We start from the raw sequence: 25,477 nt of genomic DNA, 5'->3' as shown, positions 1-25,477 counted from the left end.
CGTTACTCCTTGCGCATCATTCCGCAGCGGCAAGTTCGCCGCGGCCTTCCATGAAATCAGGGAACCATGATTCATGGGCATCGCGCAATTGCTGAATCGGCAGCGAGATGAGATCGCCGACGACGAGCGCCGTTCCCCCGACCGTGCCGAGACGGCGGAAGGGAACGCCGCCACCTTCTGCATTGACGCACACGAAATCGGCGACATCGGCAGGCAACGTCAACACATAGCGCGCCTGATCCTCGCCGAAGAGCAGCGCATGCGGTTCGCCCTTGCCTTCGCTCAGATCGATCGTCAGGCCTTTGCCCGAGGCCATCGCCATTTCGGCGAGCGCCACGGCAAGGCCGCCCGAGGAGATGTCGTGGCAGGCGGTCGCCTGGCCGTTGCGGATGACGGAGCGAACGAAATCGCCGTTGCGGCGCTCGGCGAACAGATCCACTTCCGGCGCCGGACCTTCGCGGCTGGAAAGCACGTCACGCAGATAGACGGACTGGCCGAGATGGCTACCATCGACGCCGATCATGATCACCTTGTCACCATCGTTGGCAGCGCCGATGCGGGCCATCTTGCGCCAATCCGGCAGCAGGCCGACGCCCGCGATCGTCGGGGTCGGCAGGATGGCGACGCCGTTGGTCTCGTTGTAGAGCGAGACGTTGCCTGACACGATCGGGAAATCGAGCGCGCGGCAGGCCTCGCCGATACCCTTCACCGCCTGTACGAACTGGCCCATGATTTCGGGCTTTTCGGGATTGCCGAAGTTCAAATTGTCGGTGGCGGCGAGTGGCTCGGCGCCTGTCGCGGTGATGTTGCGCCAGCATTCGGCGACCGCCTGCTTGCCGCCTTCGAAGGGATCCGCCTCGACATAACGCGGTGTGACGTCGGAGGAGAAGGCGAGCGCCTTGGAGGGATGGCCGTCGACACGCACGACGCCGGCATCGCCGCCCGGAAGCTGCAGTGAATTGCCCTGGATCAGCGTGTCATATTGCTCATAGACCCAGCGGCGGCTCGATTGGTTGGCGGAGCCGACGAGCTGCAGTAGCGCCTGACCGTAATTCTCGGGTGCGGCGACGAGATTTGCGGGCAGGGGGCCATGCTTGCCGGATTCGCGCCAGGGGCGGTCATATTCCGGCGCCTGGTCGCCGAGATCCTTGATCGGCAGGTTGGCGACTTCCTCGCCCTGATGCATGACGCGGAAGCGCAGATCGTCGGTCGTTTTGCCGACGATGGCGAAATCGAGACCCCACTTGACGAAGATCGCCTTGGCTTCCTGTTCCTTCTCCGGCTGCAGCACCATGAGCATGCGCTCCTGGCTTTCCGACAACATCATTTCGTAGGCCGTCATCCTCTCTTCGCGCACCGGCACCTTGTCGAGTTCGAGCAAGATGCCGAGATCACCCTTGGCGCCCATTTCGACGGCGGAGCAGGTGAGGCCGGCGGCACCCATATCCTGGATGGCGATAACGGCGCCGGTCTGCATCAGCTCGAGGCAGGCTTCCAGCAGGCACTTCTCGGTGAAGGGGTCGCCGACCTGAACGGTCGGGCGCTTCTCTTCGATCGATTCGTCGAATTCGGCCGATGCCATCGTCGCGCCGCCGACGCCGTCGCGGCCGGTCTTGGCGCCGAGATAGACGACCGGAAGACCGACGCCCTTGGCTTCGGACAGGAAGATGGCGTTGGACTTCGCAATACCGGCAGCAAAGGCATTGACCAGGATATTGCCGTTGTAGCGTGCGTCGAACTCGACCTCTCCGCCGACCGTCGGTACGCCGAAAGAATTGCCGTAGCCGCCGACGCCGGAAACGACGCCGGAAACGAGATGGCGGGTCTTCGGATGATCCGGCTCGCCGAAGCGCAGCGCGTTCATCGCGGCGATCGGGCGCGCGCCCATGGTGAAGACGTCGCGCAGGATGCCGCCGACGCCGGTCGCAGCACCCTGATAAGGTTCGATATAGGAGGGGTGGTTGTGGCTCTCCATCTTGAAGACGACGCAATCACCGTCATCGATGTCGACCACGCCGGCATTCTCACCCGGGCCCTGGATGACGCGCGGTCCCTTGGTCGGCAGCGTGCGCAACCATTTCTTCGAGGATTTGTAGGAGCAGTGCTCGTTCCACATGGCCGAGAAGATGCCGAGCTCGGTGAAGCTCGGTTCGCGGCCGATCAGATCCAGAATGCGCTGGTACTCGTCCGGCTTCAGGCCATGGCCCGCGATGAGTTCCGGCGTGATCGGGATGGTGTTTGGAATGGTCATGAGCTCTCGAAAGTCCCTACCTTAGAGCAATCCAGCAAAAGTGCGCAGCGGTTTTGCGTCCGGAATTGCGTGAAAAGAAAGAGATAGAGCATCTCCATGATTCGAAGAAAAACGGAGATGCTCTAGCGCGTTTTCCGCTCTTTAGCCTATGTAAGGACGGCGCGCGACAGGAAAATGCCCGCCGTCAACAGCGGGCAGGCGACTTCTTCGGCCCGGTACGGGCGGCCGCTTCTCAGAGTATGTTTGACAACTTGCTTTTGATTTGTCGATCGATAGCAATGGGGCAAGGCTCGGCCTCCGCTTTTGTGTGCCGCTGATGTTTCCTATAGGAAACTTTTCTTCTTGGTTGATGGTATCGAGATACAATGCCGGACATACAACAACAGGCAGACGAAAAGGTGTTTGCCGGGCGCGCGCTTGTGGCTGGCTTCGCTACGGGGTCGATCGTCTTCAGCGACACGGCGCTCAGCTTCTGGGGCGGCGTCGACTCCCGGACCGGAGAAGTCATCGACCGCCACCATCCCCTGTCGACACAGGTCCTGACAGGAAAGATTCTCGCCATCCCCGGCGGACGCGGTTCGTGTACGGGCAGCAGCGTGCTCATGGAGCTGATCATGAACGGGCACGCTCCCGCCGGCATCGTGGTCTCGCGCCAGGAGGAAATACTGTCGCTTGGAGTGATCGTCGCTGACGAAGTATTCGGCCGATCGATCCCCGTTGTCCAGCTTTCCGAAGACGACTTCGCCGAGCTGCACTCCATCCCTGAAGTCACCCTCATCGGCGACCAGGTCATCGCGAGCCGGATCGAAACCGCCCCGGGTTTCGATGCCGCCGATCGCACCTATGGAAATTCGATAGCGCTGACATCGAGGGATCGGTCCGCTTTGAACGGGGAAATGGGCAAGGCCGTGCAGGTGGCAATGAGGGCCACGACGCGCATGGCTGAAATTCAGGGAGCGACGGAACTCATCGATATCTCCCAGGTCCATATCGATGGCTGCATCTACACAGGGCCGACCAGCCTGGAATTCGCGAAACGCATGCGGGACTGGGAGGGTAGGGTTGCCGTTCCAACGACCCTGAACTCGATATCGGTGGACCAGATGCGTTGGCGGGAGCAGGGCGTGTCTCCCGACGTCGCCGGACCCGCATCCGAATTGGGTGAGGCCTACGTCTCCATGGGAGCACGAAAGACGTTTACCTGCGCGCCCTATCAGCTGTCGTCCGCACCCAGGCAGGGTGAGCAGGTGGCCTGGGCAGAGTCGAACGCCGTCGTATTCGCGAACAGCGTTTTGGGTGCTCGCACCGCCAAGTATCCTGACTACCTGGATCTGTGCATCGCTCTCACCGGGCGCGCGCCGCTGACCGGGCCGCATATCGCCGACAACAGGCGCGCCAGCCTCGTGGTCAATGTGTCGGGCTTCGTGTCGCGGGATGACTTGGTCTACCCCATTCTCGGCTACCACATCGGCAAGCTTGTCGGAGATGAAATTCCGGTCGTGATCGGCCTCGAGACGTGGAAGCCGAATCTGGACGACCTAAAGGCGTTCGGGGCGGGTTTTGCGACGACATCAGGCTCTCCGATGTTCCATATCGTCGGTGTCACGCCGGAGGCCGACAGCCTTGAGAGCATTGTCGGAAGCAAGATCAAGGCGAGCTACGAAATCTGTCCCAAGGACGTCGTTGCGGACTGGAGGAAACTCAACGGCAGGTCTGTGGATGCCATCGAGTTCGTCGCGCTGGGCAATCCCCATTTCTCTTTCGACGAATGCGAGCGGCTGGCCGCGCTCTGCGAAGGCCTGGCGAAACATCCTGACGTCAAGGTTCTGGTTACCTGCAACCGTGCGACGTTCGAAAGGGCTTCCGCTGCGAATCTGGTCGGCAAATTGTCGGACTTCGGCGTAGAATTCGTAACCGATGCTTGCTGGTGCACACTTGCCGAGCCTGTCATCCCAAAATCGGTCGATACAATTATCACCAATTCCGCGAAGTTCGCTCACTACGGTCCTGGATTGACGGGTAAGGCGCTTCGGTTTGGCAGCCTGGCGGACTGCGTCGCGGCGGCTTGTCAGGGCGAGTTGAAGCCTGTTCGTCCGACATGGGACTGAACGGTTCCCGCCTGCCGATGGGCGATCAGACGGCCGTAATGAGCAGTTCAATTATCCGTCGGCCAACCCGCTGAAATGTCGAACGGACTCTCAGAACTTGTAGCCGACCTGCAAGCCGGCGCGCGTCATGCCATCGTTCGGCCCGTCGCAGAGATTGGCATGCGAGGAATGGGCAATCTGGGCCATGACATTCCAGTGCGCGTTGAAACGGTAGCCGGCGCCCAGATATTCGTGGAAGAGGACGCGGCAGCCGAGTTCCGGGCCGTCACCATCGCCCTCGATATCGCCGGTATGAATGACGCCGCCGAAGCCGGCTTCGGCAAAGAGCTTCTCATTGAAATCGACCGTCCAGGTGAAACCGGTGAAGAACTGGGTGGCCTCGCCTGACGTGCCGATCGAGGTGCCGAGATGCACACGAGGATGCAGCAGCTGTTGTTGCCAGCCGACCGCCGTATCGTAGCCGAAGGGATCGAAGAGAACGGTAATCTCCGGAAAGACGCCGTCTTCCCTGGAATGGCCCGATTGTACCGAAGTCGAGACGCCGAACCGCAGTTCATCAAATATCTGCTCGCCGGCAGTCGCCGAGCTCACAACCGAGATGGCGGCTGCCGCTGCTAATGATGCCATACCCAAAAAACGCAACGCGATCTTTCCGACGTCGGCCCTCATTTGCTGTCCTTTGATTCGCGTCAGACGGGAACAACAAAGAGGTAACATGGAGGTTGAGTCGGTGAAGCGCTCCGAATAGGCTCCGGCGTTTTTTCCGAATTATGACGCGTATTTGCAACACGTCATATTTCGCCGTCATAGGCAGAGCCGCCGTTTTCCAGCAGCCGGCGCAGGATCATCAGGCCAGAGACCAGCTCCTGCCCTGTCTTCGGCGAGGAAAAACCGATGCGAACGCGATGATAGGGTCTTTCCCCGCGCGCCGCCTTGAACTCGTCCTCGTCGTCGACGAGCACACCGTCGCGAAAGGCGGCATTCTTGAAGGTGCCGGACATCCAGGGATCCGGCAGTTTCAGCCAGAGGAAGGGCGCGTGTACGTGCGATTGGAAATCGAAGCCCTGCAGCTGCTCGCGGGCGAGACGGACGCGCCGGGAGAGTTCCTCAACACTTGCCTTGCGGATCTCGTGCGCGGCGCCACTTTCGACGAGACGTGCACAGGTCTCCGCCAGGATGAAGGGCAGGCCGCCGGTGATCATCCTGTGCGTCACCTTGATGCGCTGGGCAAAATGCGGCGGGCAGGCGACCCAGCCGCCGCGCACGCCGGCGGCGACCGATTTCGACAGGCCGTTGACGAGGAAGGTGCGATCGGGCGCAATCGAGGCGAGCAGCGGCGTGTCGTCGTCGGCCATGCCGCCGTAGAGGTCGTCCTCGATCAGCCAGACACTGTGTTTCCTGGCGATCGCGGCGATGGCCACGCGCCGCTCATAGGGCATGATCGCCAGCGTCGGATTGTGAACGGTCGGCATCAGGAAGGCGATCTTTGGATGCTGCTGTTGGCAGAGCCGCTCGAAATCCTCGGGGATCACGCCGAGCTCATCGGAATCGACCGTCAGCGTGCGGCGTCCGAGAAGGCGGGCGCTGCGGCTGACCTGGGTATAGGTGAGATCCTCGAAGACGATCTTGTCGCCCGGCGCTGAGACGGCGGCGATGACAGCGATCGCTGCCGCATGGGCGCCGAGCGTAGGCACGATATTTTCGACCTCCGGCGTCCAGCCGCTGCGGGCAAGCCACAGGCGGCCGGCCTCGAACCAGTTGCGCGGGAAACTCCGGGAATAGGAGGAGATTTCGGAAAGGTGCTGCTCACCGATCTCGGCGAGGATGCCAGCGATGATCTTGCCCTGGCCGAGATCGGGCGCGGCTGTCGTGTCGAAGCGGATCTTGTCCGCAGGCGCATCCTGGACGCGGGTGCCGCCGAGCGAGACGGTGAGCGGATCGATCTGTTCGCCGGGCGGCGTCTCCGAGCGGTTCAGCACGTAGGTGCCGCGCCCCACTTCGCCGGCGACCAAGCCGCGCTCGTGTACCAGTGCATAAGCGCGGCCGATCGTGCCGATCGTCACGCCGATATCATAGGCGAGGTTGCGTTGCGGCGGCAGTTTGCTGCCGGCGGGCAGGGCGCCGCTTGATATGGCGGATTCGATGCTGTCGGCAAGCCGGAGATAGACCGGCCCGGAGCCGCGGGAAATATCAGGAAGCCAATTTGTCATGGTGACAATTGTATATATTGGCACATTGTATCGGTCAAGCGTATGAGTCAATTCCAATGGCAAGCCGAGAGGATTCCTGGAATGTCTGCCTTACCTGAGATCAAAATGCCGATTGTACCGATTGTCTCTTACGAGGACAGGAGGCAGATCATCCTTCCCGCCGCGCCCGCCGAGGAGACGACGCGCCTAGGCCGAATCTGGGCCGCTATTCTTCTTTGGCATCAGAAGCGGGAAGGCCGGCGTGCGCTGAGGGGCCTGACGGCGACCGAGCTCAAGGATATCGGAGTGTCACAGTCCGACGCGGCGCGCGAAGTCAGCAAGTCGTTCTTTTGGGACTGAAACGTGCCTTCCGAACTGACCGGGACGATCAGCTGCAGGCCTTGTTGCCGCCAGACCAGCGATTGACGTCGGTGGTGATGCGGCCGGCGACCGGTTCCTGCATCATCGGACCGAAGGCCTGCAGACGCGACGGGCTTCCCTCAGCCTGTACGACGAGCAGCGGACGGCTTTCCGGGCTGCCCTTATGGACGAGCAGGATGCGCGGACGGCCGGAGAAGGAATTGAGCTCCGGCGCGAGCTTGTAGGCTGCAAAGACCGGATCGCCCGATTTGAACCAGCAGGCATTGGCGCCGAGCGCCACGCGTTCCATCGTCGGCAGTGCGGCGCGGTTTGGGCCTGTCGCCGGCGCCGGCGTCTGGCAGGCGGCGACCATGGCTGCGAGAGCGGTCAACAGGGCGGCGTTTGCGAGGCGAGGGCGCATCGATCTTGCTCCAGATCCGGATGAGAGGATTTTGAGTGCCGGGGTTCAGGCGGCGATGACGTCGAGCGCCGAGGCAAACAGGCCGCGGCCGTCCGAGCCGCCATGGGCAGCCTCGATCAGGTTCTCGGGATGCGGCATCATGCCGAGCACGTTGCCCTTTTCATTCATGACGGCGGCGATATCGTTGATCGAGCCGTTCGGGTTGGTGCCCTCGGCATAACGGAACACCACCTGGCCATTGCCTTCGATCGCAGCCAGCGTCGCATCGTCGGCGAAATAATTGCCGTCATGATGGGCGACCGGGCAGCGTATGACCTGGCCCTGCGCATAGGCGCGGGTGAAATCCGTCTCGGCATTGACGACTTCGAGCTTGATCTCGCGGCAGACGAATTTCAGCGAGGAATTGCGCATCAGCGCGCCGGGCAGAAGGCCGGCCTCGACGAGGATCTGGAAGCCGTTGCAGACGCCGAGAACCTTCACACCTTTTGCGGCCTTGTCGATGATCGCCTGCATGACCGGCATGCGGGCGGCAATCGCGCCGCAGCGCAGATAATCACCATAGGAAAAGCCGCCCGGAATGACGATGAGATCGACATCGGGGATCTCGGTTTCCGTCTGCCAGATCGTCACCGGTGACTGGCCGGAGATCTTGGTCAAGGCGGCGATCATGTCGCGGTCGCGGTTGAGGCCCGGAAGTTGAACGACGGCTGATTTCATGGGGTCCCTGCGTTTCGCGAAAGATATTGAACTGGAACGCTTTCGGCGAGCCATACTCCATTGTCGGAGACAAAGAAAGAATGACCCTCTGAAAACATGCGGGCCGCGTCCACGCGCAGGATGAGATGTTCACCCTTGCGGCGCATTGCGACGACTTTCGCCGTTTCGACATCGGCCGACAGATGAACGTGGTGCCGCTGCATCTTCTTCAAGCCTTCGCGCTCGATCAACTGCCAGTTCGTCAGAGACGTGCCGTGAAAAAGAGCGGCGGGCGGTTCAACCTGGTTCAATGCGAGATCGACGTCGACGCTATGACCTTGGTTTGCGCGAATTCTGTTATCGGTAAGCGTGAAGCGCTTCTTTGGATTGTTTTCGACAATCTCGACAATATCGGCGCGGGAAACATCGTATTTCGACGCCAACGCTTTTTCGAACTCATCGAACGACACCCAACCCTCGCTATCAAGCGTCAAGCCCGCAGCATCAGGCGCATGACGCAAAACATAGCTCATATATTTCGAGACTTCCGTCTCCAGCTTTGCTTTCATCATGACGCCAAATCCTCAAGGTCCGCCAGACGACGGGTCTGTGATCATCAGTCGATCGCGATTGCGTAATTCTCGATCACCGTGTTGGCGAGCAGTTTTTCGCACATGGCCTTGAGGTCGGCCTCGGCCTTGCCCTTGTCGGCGCCTTCCAGCTCCAGGTCGAAGACCTTGCCCTGTCTTACATGGCCGACGCCCGAGAAGCCGAGGGCGCCAAGCGCACCCTCGATAGCCTTGCCCTGCGGATCGAGAACGCCGTTTTTCAGCGTGACGGTGACACGAGCCTTGATCACTTTGTCTTTCCTGCCTTACTTGACGAGAACCGGGCCGGTGCCACGCACAGGCTCGTTTTCATTGATGATGCCGAGACGGCGCGCGACTTCGGAATAGGCTTCGAGCAGCCCGCCGAGATCGCGGCGGAAGCGGTCCTTGTCCATCTTCTCGTGGGTTTCGATATCCCAGAGCCGGCAGCTGTCCGGCGAGATTTCGTCGGCAAGGATGATGCGCATCATATCGCCTTCGAAGAGGCGGCCGCATTCGATCTTGAAATCGACGAGCTGGATGCCGACGCCGAGGAACAGGCCGGTCATGAAGTCGTTGACGCGGATGGCAAGCGCCATGATGTCATCGAGCTCGGCGGGATTTGCCCAGCCGAAGGCGGTGATGTGCTCTTCGGAGACCATCGGATCGTCGAGCGCGTCGGACTTGTAATAGAATTCGATGATCGAGCGCGGCAGCACGACGCCTTCGTCGATGCCGAGCCGCTTGGCGAGAGAACCGGCCGCGACATTGCGCACGACGATCTCCAGCGGGATCATCTCCACTTCCTTGATCAACTGCTCGCGCATGTTGAGCCGGCGGATGAAATGAGTAGGGATGCCGATCTTGTTCAGATGGCTGAAGATATATTCGCAGATGCGGTTGTTGAGGACGCCCTTGCCATCGATGACTTCGTGTTTCTTCTTGTTGAAGGCAGTGGCATCGTCCTTGAAGAACTGGATCAAAGTACCCGGTTCCGGGCCCTCATACAGAATCTTTGCCTTGCCCTCGTAGATACGGCGGCGACGGTTCATCGTGTTCATTCTCTGTTGTTGGCGCTCTTGGGATAGCGCGAGTGGATCGATCTCGTGGCGTCCCCTTAAAGGAAAAGAGATGGTTTCACAATCCGCCTGTCGCTCCTTCCCTGGTTTCCGGATTTCGCGGCCCGGTTTCCGATTTTACGGAATACCGCCAAGAGAATCGAATGAATTCGCAAGACGAGTTTAGCGCCTTTTCCTCTACGGTGGAATGAAGGCGAAATGGCGAGCCGCTTATGCAGGTTTTTATTTGGCGGCTCTGCTTCGCAGCGCGCGGCGAAGCTGCGCCTGCAGGGCGCGAGCGGCGATTTGCCCGTGGCGCCAGCTTCCGGCGCGGATGAAGGAGGGGATCTGAATGGCCGGCATCGGCCGGGCGAGCGCGTAGCCCTGCAGCGTGTCACAGTCGAGTTCTTCGAGAATGCGGATATGCTCCGCCGTCTCGACGCCTTCGGCGATGACCAGAATGTTCAGCGAGCGACCGATATCGATGATCGAGCCGACCAGTTTGCGCTGCTCTGCCGATTGCGGCAGCATGCGGATCAGCTCGCGGTCGATCTTCAGCGTCTTCGGGCTCAGGCGCAGCAGGCTGACGATCGAGGCATGGCCCGTGCCGAAATCGTCGATCTGGATGTCGATGCCGAGCTTGCGCAGCTTTTTCAGGTTGGCGACCACCGCCTCGTCGCAATCGTCGAGCGAGATCGATTCCAGCAGCTCGAAGGAGAAGGTGCCGGGCTCGATCTTCAACGCGCGGAGCTTCTTGCCGAGATCGGGATCGGCGAGCCGCCTGGCGGAGACGTTGACCGATACCTTCGGGATCGGCAGCCCGTCCTTCAGCCACGCCTTCCTGTCGGCAATGGCGCGCTCCAGGATCAGGGCATCGATGGTCGAGACGACGTCGAGATCCTCCGCAATGTCGAGGAAGCGATCGGGCGTCAGCAGCCCGTGCACCGGATGCTGCCAGCGTGCAAGCGTTTCGACGCCTGCGACATCGAGCGTGCGGGCATCGAACTGCAGCTGGTAGAAGGGCACGAATTCATTGCGTTCGAGGCCGATCAGGATCTCGTCGGCGAGGTGCTTGGCGGAGATGATGTCGCGGCGGGCAGCGGCCGAGAAGAATTCGAAACGGTTGCGGCCCAGGCCCTTGGCACGGTAGAGGGCGATATCGGCGTCGAGCAGCATCTGCTTGGCGTCGAGCTTTGGTCCGCTGTCGATGGCGATGCCGATGCTGGCGCCGAAACGGCAATCGTGCCCCTCATATCTGACGGGTTTGCGTAATTCGCGGATGACACGTTCGGCAAGGCTGGCGATCTTCTTCGATGCGGGATCGACAATGCAGAGGATGACGAATTCGTCGCCGCCGATGCGGGCCACGAAATCGACGGCGCGGACGGACGTTCTCAGCACGCTTGCGGCATGCTGCAGCATGGCGTCGCCGGCCCGGTGGCCGAGCGTGTCGTTGATCTGCTTGAAGCGGTCGAGATCGATATGCAAGATCGCCATCGCCATGCCCTTGGCCCGGCATTCGGCCGCACGCTCGTCCAGCATCTTGTCGAGATAGCGGCGGTTCGGCAGGCCGGTAAGGTAATCGTGCAGCGCCAAGTGCTCGATGCTCTCCTTGGCGGCTTCGAGCTCGCGGTTGCGCGCCTCGGCGAGATCCTTGGCGCGGCGCAGCTCGTTGCGCAGCGCGACTTCCTCGGTGACGTCCCAGTTGGCGCCGATCAGCTTGCGGTGGCCGTTGCCGTCGACGAAGAAGGCCGAGCGGGCGCGGATGACGCGTTCGGCGCCGTCGCCGCGGATGATGCGGTATTCCTGCTGGAAGTCACTGCCGCTTTCGACGCTCCGGTCGGATAAGCCAAGCACACGCTCGCGGTCGTCGGGATGCAGGCTTTTCGCCCAGGTGTCGCTGGCGATCTGGCGTAAGGCGCCCTGCAGCCCGTAAATGGCAATGAGGCGGTCGTCCCATTCGACGCTATCATGCTCGATATCGGCCTCGAAGACGCCGATGCGGGAAATCTCCAGCGCCAGATCGAGCCGACGCGACAAACGCGACAGCGTCTCCTCGGCCTGCTTGCGGGCGGTGATATCCGTATCCGTGCCGACGATGCGCGTCGGCACGCCATTCTCGTCCCATTCGACGCAGGCGCCGCGACACTCGATCCAGACCCAGTGGCCATCCTTGTGACGCTCGCGATATTCGAAGATTTGGTAATTCGGATCGCCGGCATTCTGCCGGTCGATCGCATGGACGACGAAATCGCGATCATCGGGATGGACCAACTGCAGCCAGGCATCGTATTCGCCGGCGGCTTCCTCGTCGGGCGCCATGCCGCGGATGGTTTTCCACGTCTGCGAGTAATATTTCCGGTCGAGACGGTAGTTGTGATCCCATACGCCAAGGCCCGAGCCGACGAGCGCATGGTTCCAGCGGCTTTCCCGCTCTGCCAGGTCGGAATCGTCGGTCGCCCCATTGCCGATACCTGCCTCAGCCGCATCGCCATGCGGATCACCGGCCTCTGGATGGGCTTTCTTCACGGGCATTCTCGCTTATCTCACCTCGGCGCAGTCTGCTGTCATTCCATTAAGAAAGACTTAGAAAGCACTTGCTCAACAAGCGGCATGGCGCCTTTTCCTCAATCAGCAGAGAGCCGGCCGAGGAACTGGGCAAAGACCATGGTGCCTTCGGGCCACGGGCCGTGACCGGAATCGGCATTGATATGACCGGACTCGCCGGCATCGACGAGGAAGGAGCCCCAGCTGCTGGCAATCTCGTCGGCATGCTCGTAGCTGCCGAACGGATCGTTGCGGCTGGCCACCGTGATCGACGGGAAGGGCAGCGGATCGCGCGGATAGGGGCCGAAGGTCATCAGGTGCTTCGGGCGGATGTCGGGATTGGCTACGTCGGGCGGGGCGACGAGGAAAGCGCCCGCCACGCGATTGCGGAAATGCGGGATGGCGTGGATCACCGAGGGCACGCCCAGCGAATGGGCGACGAGAACGACCGGGCGGGTCGAAGCGTTCACCTCCTCGGCGATGCGGGCGATCCAATCCTCGCGAACCGGCTTCGTCCATTCGGCCTGTTCGACGCGCCGCGCCGTGCTGAGCTTTGCCTCCCAGCGGCTTTGCCAGTGGCTCGGGCCGGAATTGGTGTAACCGGGGATGATGAGGATATCTGCGTCTGAGGCTTTCATAGTGCCGCCGATGTGAGAAAGCTGGTCCAAGATGTCAAGAGGGAGTGTCAAGGGAGAGAGCGACACAGGCGTTGAAAGTTGCTATATTGCCCCAGTGCCGGTTGCGGAATTCGTATCGGCTTGCCCGCCGATGCTGTCCGCCGCCGATCAGGTCTCGGCTGAGGAGGAGAAAACCATGGCGGCATTTCATGTCATGACGGGTGCAAGCGAAAGCTTCGCGCGGCCCGTTGTCAATCGCATCGGTATCGCTGACGTCTTCGACGCGCTGAAGCGCGGATACGAAGATTTTATGGAGAAACCGTCCCACTATGTGTTCCTGTGCCTGATGTATCCGATCGCCGGCGTCTTCCTGACGCTGTGGACCTCGGGCGCCAACCTTTTGCCGATGGTCTTCCCGCTGATGGCGGGTTTCGTGCTGATCGGCCCGATCGCAGCGATTGGCCTCTATGAGATCAGCCGCCGGCGCGAAGCCGGCCTCGACGCGTCCTGGACGCATGCGCTGGACGTACGCCATTCACCGGCGCTGCCGTCGATTGTGGCGGTCGGCTTGATGCTCTGCGGCCTCTTCGTCGTCTGGCTGGTGACGGCGCAGACGCTCTATAGCAACCTACTCGGCGAGGTCTTTCCGCGCAGCATGGGGGATTTCTTCCGCCAGGTCTTCGGCACGTCAGAGGGTATGCAGTTGATCATCTGGGGCAATCTCATCGGCTTCGTCTTTGCGCTCGTCGTGCTGGCGATGACCGTCATCACCTTTCCGCTGCTGCTCGACCGCGATGTCGGGGCCGTCGCCGCCGTCACGGCGTCGATCCGCGCGACGATTCTCAATCCGGTGCCGGTGCTGCTTTGGGGCCTGATCGTCGCTGCGCTGCTCGTCATCGGCACGATCCCGGTCTTTGCCGGGCTTGCGCTGGTTATCCCGATCCTCGGCCATGCGACCTGGCATCTCTATCGCAAGCTGATTGCGCGGGAAGCCACAGCGTAACCACGGCGCTTTCTGCGGGAATCCCGGACCGGGGGGAATCTGGGATACCCCGGGAACCTCGAACCTGCCTCGGAGTTTGTCTAACCGAGAGCATGATGTCGTCGACATCGTGCTCTGGAGACTTCGAGGGAGGATCTTTGAGGTGACGATGAAGCATCTGTTTGCCCACTTCGCAACCAAGGTATCGGAATGGGCGGGCAGGCCTGTCATCTTCATCCTGGCACTGATCGCCGTCGTCATCTGGGCGGCACTCGGACCCTTCTTCGACTATTCGGAAACCTGGCAGCTGGTCATCAATACCGGCACGACGATCGTCACTTTCCTGATGGTCTTCGTGCTGCAGAACGCCCAGACGCGCGACACGCGGGCGATCCAGGCCAAGCTCAACGAAATCATCCTGACCAGCCATGCCGAAAACCGTTTCATCGGCATCGAGAATCTCGACGAGGAAGAACTGAAACGTCTCGACGAGCTGGTCGCCAAGGCCGCAAAGGGCAGGGGCGAGAGCGAGGCTTGCAGGACGTCGGAACCAACCGAAGCAGCGAATGCGGCGTCGTCGAAAAAGGCGGAAGCGCGCAAACGCTCTGTGGTTGCCAAAGCACCGAAGCAAAAACAGCGGCCGCTTGAGAAAAGCTAGACTATGAAATACAATCGGCACCATATTCAGTTCATTAAATCCACCTCCGCAGGGAAAAATGAACGACTCCTTTCTTCGGGAGCCGCAGGTTGAGCTGTTCTTTCAGGCTTATTTCATAGGATTGACGTTAGGTCATTTGCCATTTTTCTTCGACGGTATCGGCTTTATCGCGTTTATGCCAAAGTTTATTGTTTCGCTACCAATCGTGTTTGTTTTGTTTGTTTTTTATCGTGTGAATTACATTGAAATAAATTCGCGGCCATTTCTTTGGTCGTCTATCATTTTTATAGTAATTTTGTTGCTGATTGTGGCAGCTTTCTTGTTGCTGTCGGGTGGAAGTATTCAGAGGCTGACCTTGTTAGCTTTTTTCCTAATTATTTCTCTGCCTTCTGTCCTTGTCGCATGCATCTACTTCACAGTTATGATCAGGCTGCGACTGAGGGGAAAAGCCATTCGATAGATTTTCGACGGGGAGGTGTGCCGGCAGAAAAACGGCGCCCGCACGGGCGCCGCTATATCGTTGATTGCAGATCGCTCAGGCGTTGCCAAAGACGCGCCGGAAGATCGTGTCGACGTGTTTGGTATGATAGCCAAGGTCGAACTTCTCCCGAATATCCTCTTCGGAAAGCGCGGCACGGACTTCGGTGTCGGCGAGCAGCTCTTCCAAGAAATCCTTGCCCTGTTCCCAGACCTTCATCGCATTGCGCTGCACCAGGCGATAAGCATCTTCGCGGGAAGTGCCGGCCTGGGTCAGTGCCAGCAGGACACGCTGCGAATGGACCAAGCCCCGGAACTTGTTGAGGTTCTTTTCCATATTCTCGGGATAGACCAGCAGCTTTTCGATGACGCCGGCGAGACGGGAGAGGGCGAAATCGAGCGTCACGGTGGCATCGGGGCCGATCATGCGCTCGACCGAGGAATGCGAGATATCGCGCTCGTGCCAGAGGGCGACGTTTTCCATCGCCGGCATGGCGTAGGAGCGGACCATGCGGGCGAGACCGGTCAGGTTTTCGGTCAGAACCGGGTTGCGCTTGTGCGGCATGGCCGACGAGCCCTTCTGGCCGGGCGAGAAATACTCCTCGGCTTCGAGCACCTCGGTGCGCTGCAGGTGGCGGATTTCGGTCGCCAGCCGCTCGATCGACGAGGCGACGACACCGAGCGTGGCGAAATACATGGCGTGGCGGTCACGTGGGATGACCTGTGTCGAGACCGGCTCGGCCTTCAGGCCAAGCGCCTCGGCGACATGTTCCTCGACGCGCGGATCGATATTGGCGAAGGTGCCGACGGCGCCCGATATGGCGCAGGTCGCGACTTCCTCGCGGGCGGCGACGAGGCGCTGGCGGCAGCGCTCGAATTCGGCATAGGCGAGCGCCAGCTTGATGCCGAAGGTGGTGGGCTCGGCATGGATGCCATGCGAACGGCCGATGGTAACGGTGTCCTTGTGTTCGAAGGCGCGGGTTTTCAGCGCCTCGAGCAGCCGGTCGATATCGGCAAGCATGAGGTCGGTGGCGCGGACCAACTGGACGTTGAAGCAGGTGTCGAGCACGTCGGACGAAGTCATGCCCTGGTGGACGAAGCGCGCATCCGGGCCGACGATCTCGGCGAGATGGGTGAGGAACGCGATGACGTCATGCTTGGTGACGGCCTCGATCTCGTCGATGCGGTCGACGTCGAAGGTGGCGGCGCCGCCTTTTTCCCAGATCGTCTTTGCCGCCGATTTCGGGATGACGCCGAGTTCGGCCAGCGCGTCGCAGGCATGCGCCTCGATCTCGAACCAGATGCGGAACTTGGTTTCGGGAGACCAGATGGCGACCATTTCAGGCCGGGAATAACGCGGGATCATGGGCGGCTGCCTTCACTTCAAGAGGTTGAGCGTTTAAGACGCAATTCCCGGCAAAATCGCTTCGCGCTTTGCCTGGCAAAACCGCTGCACACTTTTGCTGGAATTGCTTTAGCGCCCCTGTAGCAAAGAAGGGCGGCAATCTCAACGCATGCGTTTGGCAAGATGATAGCTGCTTGCGACAAGACAGACGAGGCCAAGCGGCAGGAAGAGACGCAGGCCGATCACCAGGAACTGATAGACTGCGCTGATACTGGTGAAGACGAACTGGAAAGCCCAGACGATACTGCCGAAGGGTGCATGCCAACGCGAATAGAACATCCGGTATTCCATGGCGAAAAGGAAGGCGGTCATCAGGATAGTGGCCGCCGTCAGCGTCACGAAAAACGCGGCAAAACGCGTTTCCAGCGGCCTGTCAAAGGCGAGGAAGCGGGCGACCGGCAGGGCGAACGGCCAGGCAAACAGGCCGCCGGAGAAATAGAGAGCGGCGATCTCGGCCAGTCGGCTCGTCTGAAGGCCGTTGCGCAGGTAAAGGCCGAGCATGGCGGCGGCGAGCATCTGCATGCCCCAAAGCAACGCGCCGGCAATCAGATCGGGGTAGGGCGGCCGTGCAGCTCTTAGACGATCCATCCGGGGGCGATCCGTCCTCGGGCGATCCATGCTCAGGGATGAACCGGAACGGCGATCCAGCGTCCGTTCCTGTCTGCATCGAACGCCAGGACGAGTGCGATATGGACCTGGTTTCCGGCTTCCGGCTGGTAGACCACGGCGCCGCCGATCCGGTATTCAACGGAACATGCGCGCTCGGCCGGAACTGTGGTGGCCTGGCGCGCTGCCTGCCGGTTCGGAGCGCCTTCCTTTTCGATCATCTGCAGGCTGAAGCCGATGACGCGCTTGTCGACCGCAGTGCAATCCTTCGGCGTCGGCACCGGCATCTCGCCGAGTGAGAGCGTATACGGCGCTTTCGGCGGGCCGTCGGTCGCAAGCGTCGTGTAGCGGATCGTCTTCGACGGCGAGCCGAGTTCGGTCGGCGGATTGAAGGCAGCGATCAAGCCGGGATTGGTCAGCAGATCATATTTGTCCATCTGGCTGCGGGCCGCCGTCAGGTTCTGCCGCCGCGCCTTGGAGAGATTGGCGTCCTTGTCGGTCAGCTCGGTATGGAAGGGCGTGCCCTCGAGATAGTGGCCGTCTTCGGTATCGACAAAATAGGTGTTGGAGTAGGGAAGGTTGCCGCTCTCCTCGATGCCGAACTCCTGAAATCCGAAGACCTTACCGTCGGCGGAAAAGCCGATCGGCTGGATGTTTGCGATGTCGCCGGCAAGTGACAGACTAGGCAATCCGGCAAATGCGACAGCAAGCATGCCACCGATGATCAGACGTTTCTTCATGCTCGTGCCCCTTCGGCTGCCTGACGCAGATCGGCGACGGTCCGGCGATAATCCTCGACCGTATCGCCCTTGAAAATTGCCGAGCCGGCGACGAGAACGTTGCCGCCCGCCCGGGCGATATCAGGCGCCGTTTCCACCGTGACGCCGCCGTCGACCTCGAGTTCGATCGGCCGATCACCGATCAGTGACTTCGCCGCCGCGATCTTCTTCGCCATCGCCGGAATGAATTTCTGCCCGCCGAAACCGGGATTGACCGACATGATCAGGATGAGATCGACATCGTCGAGCACGTTTTCGATGGCGCTGAGCGGCGTCGCCGGATTGATCGTCACGCCGACCTTCTTGCCGAGATTGCGGATGGTCTGCAGCGAGCGGTGCAGATGCGGTCCGGCTTCGGCATGGACGGTGATACGGTCGCAGCCGGCCTTGGCGAAGGCTTCGAGATAGTCGTCGACCGGCGAGATCATCAGGTGGCAGTCGAAGGTGGCTGATGTATAGGAGCGCAGCGACTTGATGACATCGGGGCCGAAGGAGATGTTCGGCACGAAATGTCCGTCCATGACGTCGAGATGGATCCAGTCGGCGCCGGCGGCCGTCACATCGCGCACCTCCTCGCCGAGCCTGGCGAAATCCGCCGCGAGGATCGAGGGGGCAATGCGAATGGGCAGCGTCATCAAATCTTACTCCGTATGGGCCGCCATTTGACCGCGGCGCCCGAATTCAAGGCAGGCGCACCGCTCATTGCGTCGGTGCGGCAGGTGGAAAAAAGCCGTTGCCCCGCCATTCGAGTAGCCGGTAGGGGTTTTGCGAAAGTTCATGCGCACCGGTGAAAGCAATAGTGCCGACCGGCGTCTGGAATGTCGTGCCGAGAAGTGCCTCCTGGAGTGGCTTGCCCGTCGCAGCGGCGGCTTGTCCCGCCTGGCCGGCAATGAGGGCGGCGGCCAGCGAGGGCAGGACATAACCTTCCGGCTCGATGCCTTTGGCGCGTAGCGCGTCGGCAGCAGCCGTGCCTTCCGGCAGGATGGCGGATTCGGGCAGGGCGACGGCACGCACGCCGGCATCAAGCGGCAGCGGCTGGTCGGCAGCGCGCATGGCATCGCCGCCGAGGATGGACAGCGGGATATTCTCCGCGGTGGCGTCGCGGGCGATGACGGCGATATCGTTGCGGTCGCCGCCAATGAAGACCCTGGTGGCGCCGGCCCGTTTCAGGCGGCGGACGAGGGCAATCTGCTGTTCCTGTCCCGGCCGGTAGGTATCGGTAAAGACCGGCTTCAGGCCGCTCTGCTCCAGCGCATTGCGTACCGCTTCCGTCAGTTCGCGGCCGTGGATGGTGCCATCCTCGATCAGGGCGATCGGATCGGCGGCCCAGTCTTTCAGGATTACCTCGATAATCTTTGCCGCCTCGGCGCCGTCGGCGGGCGCTGCCCGGAAAAGAGGCCAGCCGTTTTTCAGCGCATCCTCCATCAGTATGCGGGAGCGCACGGAGACGGTGATTGCCGGAATATTGGCGTCCTTCAGCTTCGGCAGCGCGCCTTCCAGCGTCTCGCTGCAGAGAAAGCCGACCGCGACCTGCACTTTGGCATTGACAAGCGCGTCGGCGACCGCGGCACCGCTATTGTCCTCGCAGGTCTCGTTGATGGCGACGAGGGTATTTCCGGACTGCTGGATCTCGAAACCGGCGCCGGCGGCAATCTGGGCGCCGAGGAGGGCGAGCGGTCCGTTCTGAGGGGCGACGATACCGATCGTCACGCCGGCCGCATGGCTTTCAGCCGCCGCTCCCAGCAGCGCCAGAAAAGCTGCTATGCCACGCAGGTTGATCATGAAAGGCGGAGATCCCTAGCCATCGTCCATGCCCTTTTATCCGCAAGGCCGCGATCGTCAAAGAAAAACAAGCGCAACACAGCGCTTTTCACCGGTCCTATTGTAGAAAAGGTAACCGATGCTCGCCATATTGGCGCGATGGCAAGACAATCCAGGCATAAAGCTCGCGCACGGAGAAGCAGGTGTTGAACAGGCAGCATATCGACCCCGGCCTTTATCGCGATGCCATGAGCCGTTATGCCGGCCACGTGCAGCTCGTGACGACGGCGATGGGCGAGCTGCGCCGCGGCGTCACCATCACCGCCGCCTGCTCGGTCTCGGACAATCCAGCCTCGGTGCTGATCTGCCTCAACAACACCAATCCGAAGAACGAGATTTTCTTCCGCAGCGGCATTTTCGCGCTGAACACGCTCGGCGCCCATCATCAGGGCGTCGCCGATGCCTTTTCCGGACGCACGTCGCTTGCCAATGACGACCGTTTCGCCAGCGCCCGTTTCGAGATGCTTGCCACCGGTGCGCCGGTGCTGGCCGACGCGCTTGCCGCCTTCGATTGCCGGGTGATCGATATCAAGGAAATGCCGACGCACAATGTCATCTTCGGCGAAGTCGCGGCCGTCCGCTTCAGCGAAAAACACCCGGCGCTCATCTATATGAACCGGGATTATCACGCGCTGTGATGAGAGCGCCGTGCATCCTTTCGGAAGCATTTCGAGGTAGTAGAGAATGGACAATGCCGGGATCGAGGAAATGTTTCAGGGGCTCGGCCCCGTCACGGTCAAGCGCATGTTCGGCGGCAAGGGTATTTATCATCTCGGGCGCATCATCGCGCTCGAAGTGCGCGACGAGATGCTGCTGAAGGCCGACGAGACGAGCGCTCCGGAATTTGCCGCTGCCGGCGCCACGCAGTGGACTTATGAGGGCAAGAAGGGCAAGCCGGTAAAAATGCCCTATTGGTCGATCCCCGACGAAGCCTACGACGATCCTGATCTGATGGCGAAATGGGTGAGGCTTGCCTATGAGGCGTCGCTTCGCGCCGAATGATTAGCCGCGTTCGGCAGTCGGCAAGGCTGCTATGGCCGCCTTGGTGAAGGCCGACAGCGGCTCGGGCAGATCGGTCAGGGGAAACCAACCGAAATCCGACAGCTTGTCCGGTTCGGTCAGTTGAGGCTCGCCGTCGACGTCGCGGGCGAGATAGAGAATCGAGATCCAGTGTTGGCGATCGGCCTCGATGATCTGCTCGCTCATGCAGAGGCGTTCGATGCGGCCGATCGTCAGGCCGGTTTCCTCTTCGGCCTCGCGGCGCGCAGCTTCTTCAGCCGGCTCCATATGATCGACCTTGCCGCCGACGATGTTCCAATAGCCGGCTTCAGGTGGTCGCATGCGTTTGTAGAGAAGGATCCTGGCGTCGCGCATAATCACCATGCCGACGCCGAGACCCGGAAAATCAATGCCGGGCCTGCCCATGATAATGCTTAGACCTTGGCGCTGCCGGCGATCAGCATGAAGGCGGGGATATCATCGCCGAAGCCGACCGGGGTCGGGCCATCGTCGTGGTCGCGATGACGGCGGCGGTCGCGGCTGTCGTCGTTTGCCGGGTAAGGCCGACTGTTGCGCGCGTTGTTCTGCGGCTTCTGCTCTGCTTTGCGCTCGTTCTTCACGATGTCGGCCTTTACTGGTGCTGCTTCAATCACGTCGACGCCATTATCCTGTATGTCGTTATCAGATTTATGACTCGCGGCAGCGCGATTGCCGCGTCCGCGGCCACGATCCTTATCGCCATTCTCTCTCGGCGCACGATCTCGGCCTGCGCCATCTCTGGCGCCACGCTCGCGGCTGTTGCGGCGCGGGCGTTCGCTGTCCCGGCTGTCTTCTGCCGGCGGCGGCAGCGACGTCAGGTCACCGCTCAGCCATTCGACCTTTTCGCCGATCAGCTTCTCGATGGCATCGACGAACTTCGTGTCGCGCTTGGTGACGAGCGTGAAGGCGGCACCCGAGCGGCCGGCACGGCCGGTGCGGCCGATGCGGTGGACGTAATCCTCGGAATGGATCGGTACGTCGAAATTGAAGACGTGGCTGACATCGGGGATATCGAGGCCGCGGGCGGCGACGTCGGAAGCGACCAGAAGCTGGAGATTGCCGTCACGGAAGCTCTGCAGCGTCATCGTGCGGGATCGCTGGTCCATGTCGCCATGCAGGGCGCCGACCGAAAAGCCGTGACGCTCGAGCGACCTGAAAAGATCGGCGACATCCTTCTTGCGGTTGCAGAAGACGATGGCGTTCTTGAGTTCGGTCTGGGCGCGGACGAGTTCGCGCAGGACAGCGCGCTTTTCGTAATCCTTGCCGTGCGAGGCGACGAAACGCTGCGTCACGGTCGCGGCGGCGGAAGCCGGCTTTGCGACCTCGATGCGCTCGGGATTCTGCAGGAAACGGTCCGCGAGCTTCTGGATCTCCGACGGCATGGTTGCAGAAAAGAACAGCGTCTGGCGGGTGAACGGGATCATCTTGGCGATGCGTTCGATATCGGGGATGAAACCCATGTCGAGCATGCGGTCGGCCTCGTCGATGACGAGGATCTCGACGCCGCTCATCAGCAGCTTGCCGCGCTCGAAATGGTCGAGCAGGCGGCCGGGGGTGCAGATCAGCACATCGGCGCCGCGCTCGAGCTTGCGGTCCTGGTCCTCGAAGGAAACGCCGCCGATCAGAAGGGCGACGTTCAGGCGGTGGTTCTTGCCGTATTTCTCGAAATTCTCGGCGACCTGGGCGGCGAGTTCGCGTGTCGGCTCGAGGATCAGCGTGCGGGGCATGCGCGCACGCGCACGGCCCTTCTCAAGAAGCGATAGCATCGGCAGAACGAAGGATGCCGTCTTGCCAGTGCCGGTCTGCGCGATACCGCAAATATCGCGGCGCTCGAGCGCAAACGGGATGGCGCCCGCCTGAATAGGCGTTGGGATCGTGTAGCCTGCATCCGTAACAGCGGATAGCACTTTTTGGCTTAAGCCAAGGTCAGCAAATGTCGTCAAAGGGAAAACTGTTTCCATTCCGTTCGGCCGAGCTCTGAACGAGTCGGCGGGATTGCATGCCGCAATGCAGCGCGACATAGCCCCGAATGGCCGGCAAGTCAAGAAATAGAGACGCCGCACCCATTGCAGAGTGAAGCGTTGGTTACCGGGCAGGAGTTACTTGATATAGGTGGCGAGTTTAAGGCCGGCATTCATGAAATATACTGGATCGACGGCATGGCCGTCCTGGCGCACTTCATAATGCAGGTGCGTGCCCGTCGAGCGGCCGGTGCTGCCGGCAAGGCCGATGACGTCGTTACGTTCGACCGTGTCGCCGACCTTGACCAGAACCTCCGACATATGCCCGTAGCGCGTCGAAATGCCGTTGCCGTGGTCGACCTCGACCATGTTGCCGTAGCCGCCGGTCCAGCCGGCCGAAATCACCTTGCCGGGAGCTGTCGGGCGGATTCGTTCGCCCGGCGAAAAGCGGAAATCGATGCCCGAATGGAGCGCGAGGCGGCCGAGAAAGGGATCACGGCGATTGCCGAAGGGGCTGGTCACGTCCTTGCCGATAGCGGGATTGCGGAAGGGCAGGGATTCGGCGGTGCTGCGAACCTCCTCAAGACGGGTCAGCGCGCCGTCGAGCGCCACCAGAGAATTGTTGAAGTCGTCGTTGCTTTCGGGCTCGACATAGGGGCCGCCGACGGCATCGTCATCGTCTTTCTTTGCTGCGGTCTCTTGCGGTACTGGAATCTTGAAGCGGGTCAGCACGGTCTCGATGGCGTTGGCGGCATTGCCGGCATCGCTCGTCAGCTGTTCGACACGGCTGCGCTGATCCTGTTCGACATCTTTCAGCGACAGCGTCACCTTAGAGAAGATGCGGTCGGCACGATCACCGACCGTGTCGGTGGCCGGCACATAGGCAAGCGTCGAATTGTCGGGCGTCGCATCGGCGGGGGCGCCGCTCGCCAGCTGTTTCTCAATCGCCTCGATGCCGCTACCGGAGAGCGAAGCGCGCTTGTCCTTGACATCGGGCGCATAGGACTGAACGGGCGAAGACGCCGTAGGCGGGGCGCCGTCCTTTTCCGTCAGGCCGGAGCTTTCGGCCCGGTCGAGCAGATTGTCGAGCTTGCCATGGCGCGAGGTCAACGCCATCTGCTGCTCCATCAGCTTGTCGACCTTGTCTTCGACTACCTGCTGGTCGAGAAGCTGGCGGGAGGTGATGCGGTCGACCTGAGCGCGGAGGGCGGCTATGCGGTCTTCATAGTCGTGCTGCATGCGGGCCTGGCGGGCCATGGTGGCGCCGATCAGGTCGTCGCGCAGCACGAGATAGGACGTGCCCAAGAGGTAGCCGATCGAGAAGACGCCGACGAAGCAGAAGGCCAGGGCAGCCATCCAGGGTCGGACCGTCATATGGCGGACCTTGTCACCGCTTGCCAGGATGAGGATATGTTCCTGTGCCCGCCTGCCGAATACCCGGTGCTGATGTCCGCTGTTCACGCAGGCTCTCCCGATTGATGCTCTACGCCTCTTTCGGAAAATTAGACACTGTTATGGTTAATGAATGCTTTCATTGTCGCCGTCGCATCATGAAATTCAGTGACTTCAAGCGTGGCTGATCGATGCGAGCGCGCGGTAAAAGGACGGCGTCAGTCCGGCCTCGGCGCGGGCAAGGTCGTTGAAGGGCGGCTTCAGCGGTCCGCGGAAATTGGCGCGTACCAGTTCCTGGAAGGCCTTTGCCGGATCGCGCTTCTCCCGGGCGCAGAGGAAGCGGAACCATTTGGCGCCGACGGCGACATGGCCTTTCTCGTCATTGTAGATGACGTCGAGCACCGCTGCACTTTCAAGATCGCCGGTCTGGCGCATCTTCGCCTGCAGCGACGGCGTGACGTCGAGGCCACGGGCTTCCAGAATCAGCGGCACGACGGCGAGCCTTGCCGTCAGATCGTTGCGCGTCGAATGGGCGGCCTGCCAGAGCCCGTCATGCGCGGGTAGATCACCGTAATCAGCACCGAGATCGTTGAGCCTGGCGCGCACCATGCGGAAATGCTTCGCCTCCTCGAAGGCGACCAACATCCAGCCGTCGAAAAAGGAATTCGGCACCTGCTCGGTTGCGAATCGCGCGACGATATCGAGCGCCAGATCGACGGCGTTGAGCTCGATATGAGCGATGGCGTGGAGCAGGGCGATCCGCCCTTTGAGCGTATGCAGCGAGCGCTTCTCCACCTGGGTCGGCGGCGTCAGCACCGGTTTCTCAGGACGGCCGGGCCTGTCGGGCAGGGTTGCATCGAGCGGCGAGCGCAGCGACACCCGGCGGGCGAACCAGCGGGTGGCGCTTTCCTGCGCAAGTGCCGTCTTGCGGTCGAGATCGGCGGAAGAGATCGCATCGATGGCGCCGCCGCGCAGCGAGGTTATCGCCAGATCCCCTATCACGCTGCCAGGTTCCTGACGGCCTCCAGCACGGTTTCGGCATGGCCTTGCACCTTCACCTTCTGCCAGATGGTGGCGATCGTGCCGTCCTGGCGGATCAGGAAGGTGGTGCGCTCGACACCCATGAAATTGCGGCCGTACATACTCTTTTCCTTCCAGACGCCATAGGCCTGCAGCGTCGTCTTTTCCTCGTCCGAGGCAAGCGCCACCGAAAGACGGTGCTTCTTGATGAACCTGTCATGGCAGGCGGCCGAATCGGGCGACATGCCGATGACGGCAGCACCCGCCGCTTCGAACTCGCTTGCTAACGCGGTGAAAGCCAATGATTCGGCGGTGCAGCCCGTGGTGTCGTCCTTGGGATAAAAGAACAATACGAGCGGCTTGCCGTGGAATTCGGCCAGCGAAACGCGGCCGCCGCCGTCGCGGGGAAGGTTGAAATCAGGGGCCGAGACGCCGATGCCAGGAACCGCCATTAGGAAAACCTTTCTTTTGCCGGGTTTGTGGATGACACTTTCTCTCCCCGAA

At 61.3% G+C, this 25,477-nt stretch carries 27 protein-coding genes; 7 read left to right on the top strand and 20 right to left on the bottom strand.

The window, feature by feature from the left end; translation table 11 throughout:
• Nucleotides 1-16 precede the first annotated feature (16 nt).
• On the bottom strand, nt 17-2,251 hold the full coding sequence (gene purL / locus RLCC275e_RS10890; RefSeq protein WP_171891361.1) for a phosphoribosylformylglycinamidine synthase subunit PurL: 2,235 nt from the start codon (nt 2,249-2,251) through the stop codon (nt 17-19).
• Nucleotides 2,252-2,616: 365 nt separating this feature from the next.
• Here purL and lhpI point away from each other — a divergent pair, with 365 nt between their 5' ends.
• Nucleotides 2,617-4,359 carry a cis-3-hydroxy-L-proline dehydratase gene (gene lhpI, locus RLCC275e_RS10885; RefSeq protein ID WP_033179497.1) on the top strand — a complete coding sequence of 581 codons (1,743 nt, stop codon included), beginning with the start codon at nt 2,617-2,619 and terminating at the stop codon, nt 4,357-4,359.
• 90 nt (nt 4,360-4,449) lie between these two features.
• Here lhpI and RLCC275e_RS10880 read toward each other — a convergent pair whose 3' ends face one another.
• Together RLCC275e_RS10880 and RLCC275e_RS10875 are read right to left on the bottom strand one after the other, a co-directional pair.
• Nucleotides 4,450-5,028, bottom strand: coding sequence for an acyloxyacyl hydrolase (locus RLCC275e_RS10880; protein ID WP_033179496.1), 579 nt, complete (start codon nt 5,026-5,028; stop codon nt 4,450-4,452).
• A 122-nt stretch (nt 5,029-5,150) separates the two neighbouring features.
• Nucleotides 5,151-6,569 (bottom strand): aminotransferase-like domain-containing protein, encoded by a 1,419-nt coding sequence (locus tag RLCC275e_RS10875; protein WP_033179495.1) that lies wholly within the window; start codon nt 6,567-6,569, stop codon nt 5,151-5,153.
• Between the two features lie 81 nt (nt 6,570-6,650).
• Here RLCC275e_RS10875 and RLCC275e_RS10870 point away from each other — a divergent pair, with 81 nt between their 5' ends.
• Nucleotides 6,651-6,908, top strand: a complete 258-nt coding sequence (locus tag RLCC275e_RS10870; protein WP_003559748.1) for a DUF1127 domain-containing protein — start codon at nt 6,651-6,653, stop codon at nt 6,906-6,908.
• A 28-nt stretch (nt 6,909-6,936) separates the two neighbouring features.
• Here the strand turns inward: RLCC275e_RS10870 and RLCC275e_RS10865 are convergent, their stop codons facing one another.
• From RLCC275e_RS10865 to RLCC275e_RS10835, 7 genes are all read right to left on the bottom strand, one after another.
• The gene (locus tag RLCC275e_RS10865; protein WP_003559746.1) at nt 6,937-7,329 is read right to left on the bottom strand and encodes a hypothetical protein; all 393 of its coding nucleotides are present in this window, start codon (nt 7,327-7,329) and stop codon (nt 6,937-6,939) included.
• 45 nt (nt 7,330-7,374) lie between these two features.
• Nucleotides 7,375-8,046, bottom strand: coding sequence for a phosphoribosylformylglycinamidine synthase subunit PurQ (gene purQ, locus RLCC275e_RS10860; protein ID WP_033179494.1), 672 nt, complete (start codon nt 8,044-8,046; stop codon nt 7,375-7,377).
• Nucleotides 8,043-8,597 carry an RNA 2'-phosphotransferase gene (locus RLCC275e_RS10855; RefSeq protein WP_033179493.1) on the bottom strand — a complete coding sequence of 185 codons (555 nt, stop codon included), beginning with the start codon at nt 8,595-8,597 and terminating at the stop codon, nt 8,043-8,045. Before RLCC275e_RS10855 ends, purQ begins: the two co-directional genes overlap by 4 nt.
• Before the next feature lie 44 nt (nt 8,598-8,641).
• Nucleotides 8,642-8,884 (bottom strand): phosphoribosylformylglycinamidine synthase subunit PurS, encoded by a 243-nt coding sequence (purS, locus tag RLCC275e_RS10850; RefSeq protein WP_012757626.1) that lies wholly within the window; start codon nt 8,882-8,884, stop codon nt 8,642-8,644.
• A 15-nt stretch (nt 8,885-8,899) separates the two neighbouring features.
• Nucleotides 8,900-9,664 (bottom strand): phosphoribosylaminoimidazolesuccinocarboxamide synthase, encoded by a 765-nt coding sequence (gene purC, locus RLCC275e_RS10845; RefSeq protein WP_003540062.1) that lies wholly within the window; start codon nt 9,662-9,664, stop codon nt 8,900-8,902.
• 249 nt (nt 9,665-9,913) lie between these two features.
• Nucleotides 9,914-12,205, bottom strand: a complete 2,292-nt coding sequence (locus RLCC275e_RS10840) for a putative bifunctional diguanylate cyclase/phosphodiesterase (RefSeq protein WP_033179492.1) — start codon at nt 12,203-12,205, stop codon at nt 9,914-9,916.
• Nucleotides 12,206-12,297: 92 nt separating this feature from the next.
• On the bottom strand, nt 12,298-12,855 hold the full coding sequence (locus tag RLCC275e_RS10835) for an RBBP9/YdeN family alpha/beta hydrolase (RefSeq protein ID WP_033179491.1): 558 nt from the start codon (nt 12,853-12,855) through the stop codon (nt 12,298-12,300).
• A gap of 175 nt (nt 12,856-13,030) precedes the next feature.
• Between RLCC275e_RS10835 and RLCC275e_RS10830 the strand changes: the two genes are divergently transcribed.
• The 3 genes from RLCC275e_RS10830 to RLCC275e_RS10820 all read left to right on the top strand — a co-directional run bounded on the left by RLCC275e_RS10830 (nt 13,031) and on the right by RLCC275e_RS10820 (nt 14,934).
• Entirely contained in the window at nt 13,031-13,837 is an 807-nt protein-coding gene (locus RLCC275e_RS10830) for a DUF2189 domain-containing protein (RefSeq protein WP_033179504.1), read from the top strand.
• A 148-nt stretch (nt 13,838-13,985) separates the two neighbouring features.
• The gene (locus RLCC275e_RS10825) at nt 13,986-14,474 is read left to right on the top strand and encodes a low affinity iron permease family protein (RefSeq protein ID WP_033179490.1); all 489 of its coding nucleotides are present in this window, start codon (nt 13,986-13,988) and stop codon (nt 14,472-14,474) included.
• 58 nt (nt 14,475-14,532) lie between these two features.
• A complete protein-coding gene (locus tag RLCC275e_RS10820; protein ID WP_033179489.1) occupies nt 14,533-14,934 on the top strand; it encodes a hypothetical protein in 402 nt (133 codons plus the stop codon).
• A 75-nt stretch (nt 14,935-15,009) separates the two neighbouring features.
• On the opposite strand, the gene purB is transcribed toward RLCC275e_RS10820, so the two are convergent.
• The 5 genes from purB to RLCC275e_RS10795 all read right to left on the bottom strand — a co-directional run bounded on the left by purB (nt 15,010) and on the right by RLCC275e_RS10795 (nt 19,523).
• Nucleotides 15,010-16,317 (bottom strand): adenylosuccinate lyase, encoded by a 1,308-nt coding sequence (gene purB, locus RLCC275e_RS10815; protein WP_033179488.1) that lies wholly within the window; start codon nt 16,315-16,317, stop codon nt 15,010-15,012.
• A 141-nt stretch (nt 16,318-16,458) separates the two neighbouring features.
• On the bottom strand, nt 16,459-16,944 hold the full coding sequence (locus RLCC275e_RS10810; RefSeq protein WP_130712036.1) for a hypothetical protein: 486 nt from the start codon (nt 16,942-16,944) through the stop codon (nt 16,459-16,461).
• Nucleotides 16,945-16,976: 32 nt separating this feature from the next.
• Nucleotides 16,977-17,702, bottom strand: coding sequence for a DUF2259 domain-containing protein (locus tag RLCC275e_RS10805; protein WP_033179486.1), 726 nt, complete (start codon nt 17,700-17,702; stop codon nt 16,977-16,979).
• The gene (gene rpe / locus RLCC275e_RS10800) at nt 17,699-18,376 is read right to left on the bottom strand and encodes a ribulose-phosphate 3-epimerase (protein WP_003559730.1); all 678 of its coding nucleotides are present in this window, start codon (nt 18,374-18,376) and stop codon (nt 17,699-17,701) included. The genes RLCC275e_RS10805 and rpe overlap by 4 nt, the downstream gene beginning before the upstream one ends.
• A 64-nt stretch (nt 18,377-18,440) precedes the next feature.
• A complete protein-coding gene (locus tag RLCC275e_RS10795; RefSeq protein WP_033179485.1) occupies nt 18,441-19,523 on the bottom strand; it encodes a branched-chain amino acid ABC transporter substrate-binding protein in 1,083 nt (360 codons plus the stop codon).
• Nucleotides 19,524-19,705: 182 nt separating this feature from the next.
• Here RLCC275e_RS10795 and RLCC275e_RS10790 point away from each other — a divergent pair, with 182 nt between their 5' ends.
• Nucleotides 19,706-20,200, top strand: coding sequence for a flavin reductase (locus tag RLCC275e_RS10790; protein WP_003559728.1), 495 nt, complete (start codon nt 19,706-19,708; stop codon nt 20,198-20,200).
• A gap of 46 nt (nt 20,201-20,246) precedes the next feature.
• Nucleotides 20,247-20,564: a TfoX/Sxy family protein gene (locus RLCC275e_RS10785; RefSeq protein WP_003540033.1), complete on the top strand. Its 318-nt coding sequence runs from the start codon at nt 20,247-20,249 to the stop codon at nt 20,562-20,564.
• Here RLCC275e_RS10785 and RLCC275e_RS10780 read toward each other — a convergent pair whose 3' ends face one another.
• The 5 genes from RLCC275e_RS10780 to RLCC275e_RS10760 form a co-directional block, all read right to left on the bottom strand.
• Complete coding sequence (locus RLCC275e_RS10780; RefSeq protein ID WP_033179484.1) at nt 20,565-20,987, bottom strand: NUDIX domain-containing protein; 423 nt, start codon at nt 20,985-20,987, stop codon at nt 20,565-20,567. It lies immediately after the preceding gene.
• A gap of 8 nt (nt 20,988-20,995) precedes the next feature.
• The gene (locus RLCC275e_RS10775) at nt 20,996-22,561 is read right to left on the bottom strand and encodes a DEAD/DEAH box helicase (RefSeq protein ID WP_017960621.1); all 1,566 of its coding nucleotides are present in this window, start codon (nt 22,559-22,561) and stop codon (nt 20,996-20,998) included.
• A 138-nt stretch (nt 22,562-22,699) separates the two neighbouring features.
• Complete coding sequence (locus RLCC275e_RS10770) at nt 22,700-24,022, bottom strand: peptidoglycan DD-metalloendopeptidase family protein (RefSeq protein ID WP_033179483.1); 1,323 nt, start codon at nt 24,020-24,022, stop codon at nt 22,700-22,702.
• 105 nt (nt 24,023-24,127) lie between these two features.
• Nucleotides 24,128-24,955, bottom strand: a complete 828-nt coding sequence (locus RLCC275e_RS10765) for a ferritin-like domain-containing protein (RefSeq protein ID WP_033179482.1) — start codon at nt 24,953-24,955, stop codon at nt 24,128-24,130.
• Nucleotides 24,952-25,425 carry a peroxiredoxin gene (locus tag RLCC275e_RS10760; RefSeq protein WP_003559722.1) on the bottom strand — a complete coding sequence of 158 codons (474 nt, stop codon included), beginning with the start codon at nt 25,423-25,425 and terminating at the stop codon, nt 24,952-24,954. The genes RLCC275e_RS10765 and RLCC275e_RS10760 overlap by 4 nt, the downstream gene beginning before the upstream one ends.
• Between the last annotated feature and the right edge of the window lie 52 nt (nt 25,426-25,477).

It is taken from the genome of Rhizobium brockwellii, from assembly GCF_000769405.2.
Taxonomy (GTDB): Bacteria; Pseudomonadota; Alphaproteobacteria; order Rhizobiales; family Rhizobiaceae; genus Rhizobium; species Rhizobium brockwellii.
Note: the sequence above shows the minus strand (reverse complement) of the source record. Positions and strands in the feature narration are given on the sequence as shown.